Source organism: Aestuariibaculum sp. YM273, assembly GCF_030908365.1.
Classification (GTDB): Bacteria; Bacteroidota; Bacteroidia; order Flavobacteriales; family Flavobacteriaceae; genus Aestuariibaculum; species Aestuariibaculum marinum.
In genome coordinates, this window is sequence record NZ_CP133090.1 from 553854 (window position 1) to 565417 (window position 11564).

The 11564-nt window shown below is 33.6% G+C and carries 7 protein-coding genes; all 7 read right to left on the reverse strand.

What is annotated here, in order from left to right; genetic code table 11:
- Positions 1–68: 68 nt before the first annotated feature.
- Complete coding sequence (locus RBH94_RS02390; protein ID WP_307882217.1) at positions 69–1409, reverse strand: thioredoxin family protein; 1341 nt, start codon at positions 1407–1409, stop codon at positions 69–71.
- A gap of 180 nt (positions 1410–1589) precedes the next feature.
- On the reverse strand, positions 1590–4268 hold the full coding sequence (locus RBH94_RS02395) for a M16 family metallopeptidase (protein ID WP_307882218.1): 2679 nt from the start codon (positions 4266–4268) through the stop codon (positions 1590–1592).
- A 25-nt stretch (positions 4269–4293) separates the two neighbouring features.
- Positions 4294–5625: a thioredoxin fold domain-containing protein gene (locus RBH94_RS02400; protein WP_307882219.1), complete on the reverse strand. Its 1332-nt coding sequence runs from the start codon at positions 5623–5625 to the stop codon at positions 4294–4296.
- A gap of 21 nt (positions 5626–5646) precedes the next feature.
- Positions 5647–6996, reverse strand: coding sequence for a thioredoxin domain-containing protein (locus RBH94_RS02405; RefSeq protein WP_307882220.1), 1350 nt, complete (start codon positions 6994–6996; stop codon positions 5647–5649).
- 388 nt (positions 6997–7384) lie between these two features.
- Positions 7385–8854, reverse strand: a complete 1470-nt coding sequence (locus RBH94_RS02410) for a hypothetical protein (RefSeq protein WP_307882221.1) — start codon at positions 8852–8854, stop codon at positions 7385–7387.
- A 108-nt stretch (positions 8855–8962) separates the two neighbouring features.
- A complete protein-coding gene (locus tag RBH94_RS02415; protein ID WP_307882222.1) occupies positions 8963–10078 on the reverse strand; it encodes a hypothetical protein in 1116 nt (371 codons plus the stop codon).
- Positions 10079–10112: 34 nt separating this feature from the next.
- Positions 10113–11564 (reverse strand): RagB/SusD family nutrient uptake outer membrane protein, encoded by a 1452-nt coding sequence (locus RBH94_RS02420; RefSeq protein WP_307882223.1) that lies wholly within the window; start codon positions 11562–11564, stop codon positions 10113–10115.

The window sequence follows — 11564 nt, forward strand, 5'->3', positions numbered from 1 at the left end:
GCTATTCTTTAACAAAATAGCCGCCTTTGGGGAAATTTGGGATGCTGTTTGTATTTAAAAAAACTAGCCTAGCTAGCTTGCTTTCTTAGTTGTTCTAATTCGTATTCTTTATTTACAAATTTCTTATCGTCTTTTGGCCAGTTTTTAAGAGCTCTTTCTTTATAAAAAACTGCCTTTTTTAGGTTATCCTTTTTTGTATAAATTTTAGCCATGAGGTCGTCCATATAGCAATTTTCCGGTTTTAATTTATAACCGTATTTAACCCATGAATCTAGTTTTTTATATTCCTTTTTGGTGTTTACACGGTGTAAATACGCTTTCCCTTTACTGGTTAAATCTTTAAGTATTTTATTGGCCTTCATACCATCTTTTGCTGAGGCAAGCATACGTTCTCTCGCAGGAATAGGGTCGTTGTCATACCCTTTTTTGTACATGGCATAGGTTTTTAAATCGTCTGTATGAACCTTAGAAACCGGGTTTTCTTTAATTACTTCGTCCACATAAGTTTCTGTTAATGCCTTATAGTTTTCGCCATCTTTAGTCATGGCGTAATAAGACAATTGCGCATTGACTAACTCATCCTTTTTAATATCTTCTTCAGGTTGCTTTTTATAAGCTTCTATATATTCTTTTAAAAGAACTTTATCTCCTTTTTGCAGCGCTACCTTTTTTGTGCTTTTTAATATTTGAGCATAAGAGAAGGGTAAAAATCTTGCATTATGCCCCGTTGCCAATTTAGCATAAGCATTATAGTTATCGTTTAAAATTCTATGTCCTTCACTGCCTAGTACAAAAAGCCGCATGTTTTTCATGATAAAATTCATCATCTCCTGGCTATCTTCTTTCATTTCGGTTTGAACTTTTAACCAGGCGTTAATACCATCGGTTATGTCCTGACCGTATCCTTGCATTTTCTTTATGTACATTTTTAGAAAATGTTCGTCGTTTTGTTTGTTAGGGAATGTTGCCTTTAAATTTTCTAAACTGTATTCACTATCTATCGATGCTACAGCTTTATCTCCATTTTTAATAAAATCTTGGGTTGGCATTCTACCCGTGTCTTTTAAGGCCACTGTGCCGTCGCTTTTTAAATATAAAAATGTAGGGTAAGATGTGACTTTATATTTAGCCGCCACTTTAGCGCCTTCTCTTTCGGCATCTAACTTTAAACTTACAAATTGTTTGTTATAAACGGCGCCTACTTCGGGTAAAGGAAACACATCTCTTGCCATTAATTTACAAGGGGCACACCACGAGGTGTAAAAATCTATAAACACTAGTTTATTTTCGGTTTTGGCTTTTTCTAGAGCCTCTTCAAAAGATATATGTTGAAAATTTATACCCTGTGCCGATACATTTAAAACAGCAATTAGTAAAAATGATAGGAATGTTAATGCTTTCTTGTTCATATAGTTTTATTAAGTTTAGGTCTTTGGATATACCAAAGCGTATATTAATAAGACGCATTTTTTGGCCTAAAGAGTGACAAATAATAAAAAAAAGCTACTCCCTGTAATAGGAGCAGCTTTTATAATTAGTTACAATTTTTTGTTTTTACACTTTTGATAGCAAAATTATCTCTATGGTAATTAAAAATTATTTTCACTCCATTGAATTAAACGCTTCATTAATTGTTGAATATCTTTTCCTTGGATATTTTTAATTTCCTTTTCAAGATCGTCTATTTTTAAGAGTCGTCCATATTTCAAAGCATTCTTCAAATAGGTATCACTCAACACATTTTCGTCGTAAAAATACAATTGCATTTTACTACTAACCTTTGCTTTACTTATAGCAACATCTTCTTTTGAAATGATTCCTGAACGCATAGGTTTCAAAATGTCATTAATCATAACGGCTTTGCAACGCTCCAAATTATTATTATCGGCTATATAACGCAAACTAACGGTTGATGTTTTGCTTTCCTTATTTCCGTAGGCATCGGCACCTAAGGAATAAATTAAACCGTGTTTTTTTCTTAAAATTTCAAAAATTTGAGCATAACCGTATTCGGCAATGGCATCGGCTATTAATTGATCTTTAAGCGTATAATTTCGTTCCAATTTATCTTTAAATATAAATGAAGCGCGTTTCTGGATTTTTCCTCTGGCTTCTTCAATATATTTTGGTTCCAAATCGTTGAAATCCTGTAATACAACACCTTGACCATGAGGCTCTTCAACTTTAGAAATACCACCAATGTAAGTTGCAATTAAAGCATCTATATTTTCAGGAAGATTACCGCCCACATACACATAAGCATTGTTAAAACTGCGTTTAAATGTTTGATTATAACCGAATAAACGTTGTACTAAATCGTCATTAAAATCTGTCTTTTCTAAACTTTTTAATGCTGATTTTTTCTTCAAAGCATTTAAAAAATCTTCAGAATCTGGTAGGCTTTCCCTTGCCATTATTAAATAAAACCCTTTTAGTAAATTTTCATAGTTTAAGTGCGTATTGTTGCCTCGAAGTTCAAACTCGAAATAATGTTTATTAACTTCACCTCTTGCTGCGAACATATATCGGCGTAATAAGCCTCTGGATGCTTTTCCAGATAGTCCATTAAATTGGTAATTGAGTAAATCGATAGCTTCTTTAAACACCACCCTATCGGATTCCGGCAAATTTTTAAGTCCTAATTTTGATATTAAACGAATTTGCGAACGCGCCTCTTTGTCGTTATTTACCAATACTGTCAGGCCATTATTAAAAGTAAGCGAATACAAATTAACTCCGATTTCCTTTTTACTTACAATGGCGTTAGGTAAAAGGCCTGCTAACTCAATAGCTGGTAAATTAGCTTTGTTTCGTTTAACAAATGTTGGGTTTGGTTCTGAAAATTTAAATGTTTCATGCTGAATTTCTTCGCTGTCTATATTATCAATTTTATTTAAGATATAACTTTCGTTGAAATCTTTATTCCAGGCCTTTAAAGAGCTATCGAACAAAATCGTTTTGCTATAATTGGTAAACGCATGTAGTAATGTTTTAAACGCTTCTGGGTTTAAGTCCTGTTGAATCGCATTTAATAAAGCTAATCGTTGTTCTTTATCTAAAGGCACCTCTCCTCTTAAAAAGTGTTTTTCGACTTCAGCTAAGGTCATAAAACTATCACTTTGTTTTTCAGTGATGTTATTGATATACTCTTGGATAAAGAAATTAATTTCGTCTTGATTAAATCCATTCGTTTGGGCTTCGGCAACCACCTCGCAAAAACTATGAAGCATCTCGGTATAAGTTATCGATTTATTGCCTTTAAGCCTAACATTAAACATGGCCGTACCCGGTAAAATTTCCGATGTATTCACTTTGGTACCGTTTAACATTCTATTAGGATATGAAGCCAAACGGTTCTCTAAAATCTTACTTAATAGATACTCCATAAAATTCCTTTTAAAAGCCGCTTTATTATTTAACGCATAACTAGGAAATTTAAAAGCCAAGACTAACGAAGGTATTTCTGGAGAAAGTACCGAAACGTAGTTAGGATCTACAACGGTTGTATTCGATAAATCGATATAATTTCGTTGCGATTCATTTAAGGACTTTGGAATCTTAGAGAACAGATTTTCAATAAATCGAGCTACTTTTTTCTCGTTTACCTTCCCTTGAATCACTAAAGCAAACTGGTGTGGTTTATAATATTTCTTGTAAAAGGCCTTAACTCTTTCGGCTGTAATACCGTTTATTTGTTCTTCGGTTCCTAAACCGCCGTGTCCTTCTAAAATGGTGCCGTTTAAATAAGGAGAAAGCTTTGAACGTCGTTTACGTATTTCTTCAATAACAACTTTTTGTTCAATTTTAAACGATTCCTCACCCATTTCTAAATCGCCCACCCAATCTTTCATGAGCAGCAAGGTTTGCTTTAAATAATCCCATTTACCTTCTGGAATGTTTATATGATATTCGGTTTTGGTACTATTAACACTGGCATTATAATCTCTCCCTATACGGAGTCCCATATTATCCAGAACCTTCATGGTATTGGATCCTGGATAGTTTTTACTTCCTTTAAAAACCATGTGCTCTATAAAATGTGCCACACCGCGTTCGTCTGGTTTTTCCACAAGGGATCCAACTGTAGAAATAAGATTTACGGTTATTTTGCCACGCTCACTATCTTCGGGTAACAAGTAATATGAAAACCCATTATCAAGTTTTTTATACGTTACACCCTCGGGCATAAACAAGTTCTGCCCAAAACATTGGGCAGAAACTAAAAATATACTTAGGGAAAACATTAAGTGTTTTACACTAATTTTCATTTTAAAAAATTAATTTTAGAATTAATTACAGAGATAGCTTAGCTTCCGCTTTCATATCTTCGTAGTCGGTAATAATACTGACTGCTCTTTTTGAATCGGCTTCCTTTGCAAATTTTGCAGCATCGGCCATAAACGACAATGCTTCTTCTTTTTTACCAAATTTATATAGAATATTAGCGTAATCTCTCAAAACAAAAGCATCTTCAGGTTTAATATAATTTGCTACCTTAATCCAGCTTAATACTTCGGCCTGCTCTTCTTCTGATTTAGCAAATCGAGCATACTTTTTAGCCATATCCATAATTTGACCACTAAATTTTGTTGAATGGTGAATAATACCTTTCGCCATCACATCGCCGCCTTCTATACGCTTTTTTAGAGCTAAATAACTTTCTCTTAATCCCTCCTGATCGATTGATTCAATCAAGGCTACGTTATCATCATGTACTAAATTCTTGTACGCCTCACCTTCTCCTACATTCAAATAATAATAAGTGTAAACTCTTTTTCTATGGTCTTTAATATCTCCAACAATTAAACCAGAGCTTTGAGCTTCCGTTAAGGCTAATTCCAATTTTGTAGTATCTCTTTTTTGAATGGCATATTCGGTAGTTCTTTCAACCATTTGTTTAGGAAGCTTTAAGTACTTGGCACGAATGTCTTTACGGACATACTTTTTCCATGCCTCCGTTTTAATATTGTTATCGATAATATTATCGGCTTGTCCACCTACTACAATCTGACTCATATGATCTGCTAAAAAATACACCATGTCTTTGCTAGACACATCAATCGTTGTTTGTATGCTTAAATACTGTTCTAAAACATCAACGTAATTTGGCACTTTAGCAGCAAGAAGTTTATCTAGATACAATTTTAAATAAGCTTCATCATTCTTTTTTTCATCATACCTTTCTGCCAGTCTTCCAATACTGTTGGGATCGTTCTTAAATTCTACTGCAGTTTTAGCTTCTTCTAAAAATTCTTCGGCCTCCATTGAAGACGTTATTCTGTATACAACTTCACCGTCTCCATTAAGAAACACAAAACCTGGCAGTGAGTGAATTCTGTATTTATTTTTAATTTTTGGACCTTCACCATGTTCAACATCTACCTTTAACGACACCATATGTTCGTTAACAAATGATGCTACATTTTCCTCGGTAAATACGGTTTTTTCCATGCGTTTACATGGCGCACACCATACAGCGTAACCATCTATAAACAGTAATTTATTTTCCTTTTTTGCTTTGTTAAGGGCTTCATTAAAGCTTCCTTTTTCAAATACAATGCCTTGTGCATTTAACATTACTGGCATAAGCGCCACGGCTAATACTAGTTTAAATAGTTTTTTCATTTTGTCTTACTTTGTAATTTATTAAATGCTTAAATCTTTTTTCATTTTATTTAACTGACGTTGGATTGCCACACGATATTTATCCTTTTCCGGCCAGTTTTCGAAAGCGAATTGTTTTAATTCTAGAGCTTCTTTTTTCTTTCCAAGTTGATTTAGAATATCGGATTCTAAGCTAGCCATTAAATAGCTACCCTTATCTACCAATTCATTCCCATAATCTATCCACTTCTTAACAGTTTTGTAATTTTTCTTAGTTGCTCCTAAATATTTAAAATAAGATCTAACAAAAGCATCAACCTGATAAAGTACTGAAGTTGCTCTTATGCCTCTTTCGTATTTTTCTAATTGTATTTGTCCATATTTACTAGGTCGTTCATCAAACTGTTTCTTATATTCTGCATAGCTTTCTTGATCTTCCTTTTTAACAACCTGAACAGTATTAGCTGCCATTAAACTATCTATATAGGTTTGTGCCAACTTTGTGTACCCTTTTTTATCATCAAGCATTCTTAAATATTCCATTTCGAATACTTTAATATCTGACTTCTTTTTAAAATCATCCGGAAGAGTGTACCACTTATCAAGAAAAGTTTTCATTAATTCTTCACTTTTTTTATTTCTTGCCATTAGAAGGGTTTTATTAACAAAACCAACTCTAATATTATCAAGTCTTCTTTCTTCCATGAACGTGGCGATATCCATGTATTCATCAAAATTAGCATTAAAAACAGCTTCAGCTTTCCCCTCGGCAACAAGATAATTCGCATGATTTAATAAGAATTCCATCATGTCCACATCGTCTTCCTCGATTTCGGTTTGAACTTTTAGCCAAGCCTCAATACCAGAATCTGGACTTTGGCCATACTCAATCATTTTATCGATATAAATTCTTAAGAAATGTTCGTCATTTTGGCGATTTGGAAACTCTTCACGCAATTTTACCAGGCTATATTCGCTGCTAACTGATGCCACCGCTTTATGACCTAATTCTATTAATTTTTCTTTAGGTAAGGCACCTGTTTCTTTGTAAACCGCTTTACCTTCTGGATTTAAAAACATTAATGTCGGGTAACTGGTTACTCCATATTTTCTTGCTGCAGTTAGACCTTCCTTTTCGGCATCTAACTTTATACTTACAAACTCTTTATTATATAAGACTCCTACCTCTTCTAGCGGGAACACAAATTTTGCTAAGGACTTACAAGGTGCACACCAGGTGGTGTAAAAATCGATAAACACCAACTTATTTTCCTTTTCTGCCTTTTGAAGGGCTTCTTCAAGCGTTATATGTTGAAAATCGATGCCTTGTGCAAAAACTTGTGTTACACTTAGCAACAATAATAACACTCCAGAAACTAATACTTTTTTCATATTGTTTTATTAAATGGTTTAGTTTAAAAGGCACATATGTTAATTATAAAATATGCCTTTATTGTAAAGACGCATAAATACCCGTTTAGAGTGACATTGAAAAAAGGTTTTTACGCAATGCCGTCTTAAATAAAACATTAAAAAACACAGAATATCAAGGTATTGAGAAATTACACCATCAGGTTTTTAACATAATTTTCACACAAAACAACATCCTAAAAAACGAAAACATATCATTATATAAGTAGGTATTTTTGAATAAAAAAAAAGGTATTGATAACTATAGTTGTCAATACCTTTAAACTAAAAACACTCGAAAATTAATGGTTTACTCTCTATTGTACCTGTGTTAGGTTATAGGCCTTTAAACCAATTTTTATATTCATTTTTAATACACAAATGTATATGATGATATGTATCCTTTTTCATACCATTGTCCTCCGTTATAAACGAAATTTATTTTTGTAATATTTCCTTCTATATCGGTTTCATACGAATAACTAGGATAAAATAAATCGCGGTCATTCCATGTACTACTGTTAGGAATTGTTTCAATTGGAATATACTTATGCCAGAATAAATCGGTCATTACAGGTAACGCCTGATCTGACGTTATTGGGAATGGCGGAATAGCTTCTGTATATAACGGCGATAATACTGGGTCGAATTCTGTTCTGCGTTGTCTTCTACTTGAACTTATATAACTATTCGTCTGGAAATACTCTGCAAAAACATTTTCACCTAAATTAAATGGATCTAAGTACGTTAAGTTGGTAACGTTGCTTGACGTTCTAAACGAAAGCAATTTACCGTTTGCGTCGTAAATAATATCTCTTACTCTAACACTGATATCGCTTTCACCTGTTAGTTCACCTTCTTCGTAATCGAAACTTTTTTGAGTAACAGATTCTACAAGTTTTGTTCCTTCAGTATATTGGAAATACCTATAATTTTTGGTCATTGTTCCTTCTGGGTAGCCCGATCTCCACATAATAGTATCAACCATGCCCAAGTCGTTATAAGAATATTCGTGGTAATGGTTATTTCCGTTAGGGAAGATAAAATCCATTGTACTTATCCTTTCTTGTTCGTCGTAGGTGAAATTATAAATACGTTGCCCCTCATCGTAACGCGTATAAATAATTTGTTTCGGCTTTTTAATAAAATCTGTTTTACGAACGGTAACGGTTGTTGTTGAAACCTGTCCTTTATCATCTTCAATAACAACATCTAAATCGTAAACCTGCCCAAGTTCAAGATTTCCGAAAAATACAAGTTCATTTAAAGTCATTTCGGATTTCGGATCATTTGGATCGGCATTAAATTCGTATTGTTGCTCACCATTAAATACTAATTTAATGTTTGCGATGGTATTTAAACCCGTATTTACAATTCCTTTTAAGTAGTATGCTGGTGCTGCCACAGCGATGTTTTGACCACCAACAAGTGCTATAGTAGGAAACGAGAATGGTTTTACATCGATACGCATACCGGTGTTAACACTTCTTTCGTCCTTATCGGTAACTTTAATAATATACACTAAAGAGGTATCTTTTTCGTACGGGGTTAAATCCACACGATAGTTAAAACTAAAATTGGTTTTACCATTATACTCGGTAACTTCGTCCATTACCTCATAATTTCTAGCTTCTAAAATTTCAATTTTAGCCACTTTATTAGGCACGTTCATTTTAAATTTAATATCGTAATAATCGGCAGTATCACGTCTTACCGATACTCTTTTATCAGACAATTCGAATCCTGGATCAGGAAATACGATATCATTATTACAAGACATCATTAGGGACAAACCTAAGATACCACAGCATAATATATAGAGGAAATTATTTTTTTTCATCTGTTAATTTTTATTTGTTTTTAATGTCAGATGGAATGCCTAGACTACAAAAGCTATTAATTAATAACGTAATGCAATTAGGCATTTCATAATTTTAATTTTTATGAATTAGTTCAGCGTTTCTAAAGCTGGATTCATTGCAACAATATCTACGCCCCAACTCATTAATAAATCGCGAAGCATAACAATATTTGCTTTTATATTGTCTGGAAATGCTTGTAATTGATTGGCATTTCTGTGGATCATTTCATTTAGATATGATCTAAAATCTGTGCGTAAACCAGATACAAAATCGTAATTTGGTCTAATAGCTTTAGGGTGTACAATTCTACTTGGTAATCGGTTATTATCTTCGTCGTAATATTGATAAAACGTTCTTAAACCAAAATCATATAAATGGTAACTCGAATCAATAAATCCTTTAGAAAAGAACCAGTCTTTATCTATAACATCGACACGCTTTTCTTCTCCTATTTCAAGTTCTTCACGATAAACCACACCTATTTCTCTACCATAGTAGGCGCCTTTACCTTCGGTAAAAGTTGCTGGTATCTGGCCATATAAACCGTGCATATCCATAATACGTGATAACATTACGTAAAAATTATCACGTTTATATTTATTAATTACCGAAGTACTTGTTAATTGATCGGGGTTAACTTCGAAAACAATAGAATGTTTGTTATAAATAGACTTTTGTGCAAATTGAGCTGAATATCGATTTCTAGATTCCGACTCGGTAAGTACAGCACCTACTTCGCCATATATTCTAGAAGACAAGTATACTTCATTACTTAATAACACCTTGTGAGGCATTAATTCTGAAATGATTGAATTAGGCTTAAAATATTTAAAAAGAGTTGTATCTATAAACGTTACAGCACTTTCTACCTGCATTTTGTATTCTTCTTCATTTTCTGGAAGTACATTACCTAATGAATCTGAGTATTTTGATTTTAACTGAGGAATTTCAACATTACCCCATATTTCGGCATCTGTTTTAGAACCTGCTACATAGGCAAAATCCATAATACGGTCGTACTCATACAACACACCTGTGTTGTAGGTATCGTAAATTTTAACAACGTCTGGATTATTAGTATCCATTTGGGTTGCCACGCGATCTACTTCGGTGTTTGTCCATTCTAGATCGTCTTCGCTGTTGCTACAAGAAATAACCGAAAGTCCTCCTAACAAAAGCATTACATAAATTGGTAGTCTCATATTTAATATATTTAGATTGACAATGGTTACTTGTCTAGTTAACAATAATTTCATCCACAGTTTCTGGTAACTTTTCGTAACGCTCATTATTCCTGATTAATGGATTTCTATTTCTTTCATATAAAGGAATTGGCAACGTATAGTTTAAATCGTCTGGTAATAAAGTATATGTTTCTGTACTTAATTTAACACCTTGCTCATCTCTAATTGTAAAGATGTGTTTTATTTCAGGTCTGTTTTTCATACGTCTTAAATCGAACCATCTGTGGTGGTCTTCAAAACAAAATTCTTTTCTACGTTCGTTTAACACAAAGGTTAAAGTTTCTTCTGGTGTAGTAGGATAAACAATATCAGACGTATTAGAATAACGTTTTGCCAACAATGCCGCCATATCGCTTACAGCGCTACCTACATCTTCAAGATGCGCATAAGCTTCGCCTCTATTTAAATAAGCCTCAGCTACTCTAATGTTTGTAAAACCAAGGTTGGTATACATACCAGTTTGGTATTTTTTAGTTCTATAATGATTAGAACCATCGCTACCCAATACTTCCATGAAAAAAGCTTCTTTACGTAAATCGTTTTCATCGTATAGATCTATTAATTCTGAACTTGCTCTATAAGCTGCAAACTCTAAAGTCGTCCCGAAATCAACAAGCGGCCATGCTGGTCTAATGGTATAGTATGAGAATAAAATTTCTTTATTTGATGCTGTTACCCATGGCTCATCGATGGTTACCTTCGTTAAGCTACCCAACTCTATGGCTTTAGTCGCATAATCTACAGTTTCCTGCCATTGTTCCTGATACAATTTCACGCGAGACATTAACACGTAACAAGCAGCTAAATCTGGATGCCAGTCGCTTTTGGTTAATCCACTCATAGAAATTAATTCTATAGCCTGCATTAAATCGTTTTCAATTAGCTCGTAACTTTCGGCAACCGTATTTCTGTTATAAAACTGATTAACCTCCAAGTTATCGCGTAATGCCACTCCTAAATCGGAATTAGCTGTTTCGGCATTATAAGGAACCCCATACAGATTAAGAAGGTTGAAATAAGATAAAGCTCTTAAAAAATAAGCCTCTCCTTTAACAAAATTAATTTCTTCGACATCGCCAATAGCCTCGTCAATTTGTTCGATGGTATAATTCATTATAGCAATGTCTTCATACATATTTCGCCAAGCCGTGTTGTTATCTACTCGGGCACCATTCTCATCAAACTCAATTTCTCGTTGCCAGGTATAGGTTGGCTTTTTTCCAAATTTTTGTGACGTAATTGCTTCAGCGGATTCCGATACATTATCGGTCATATGATCTATGTCGTAAAACAAAGGATATTCCCAACTAAATTCCTGCAGCATTACAGCCGCATAATGTTCTGGTTTTTCCGGGATTAACCTATCCTGAGAAACTTCATCCAGGAAATCGTTACATCCAATAAACGTTAATAGGACGGGTAATATAAATATTATCTTTTTCAT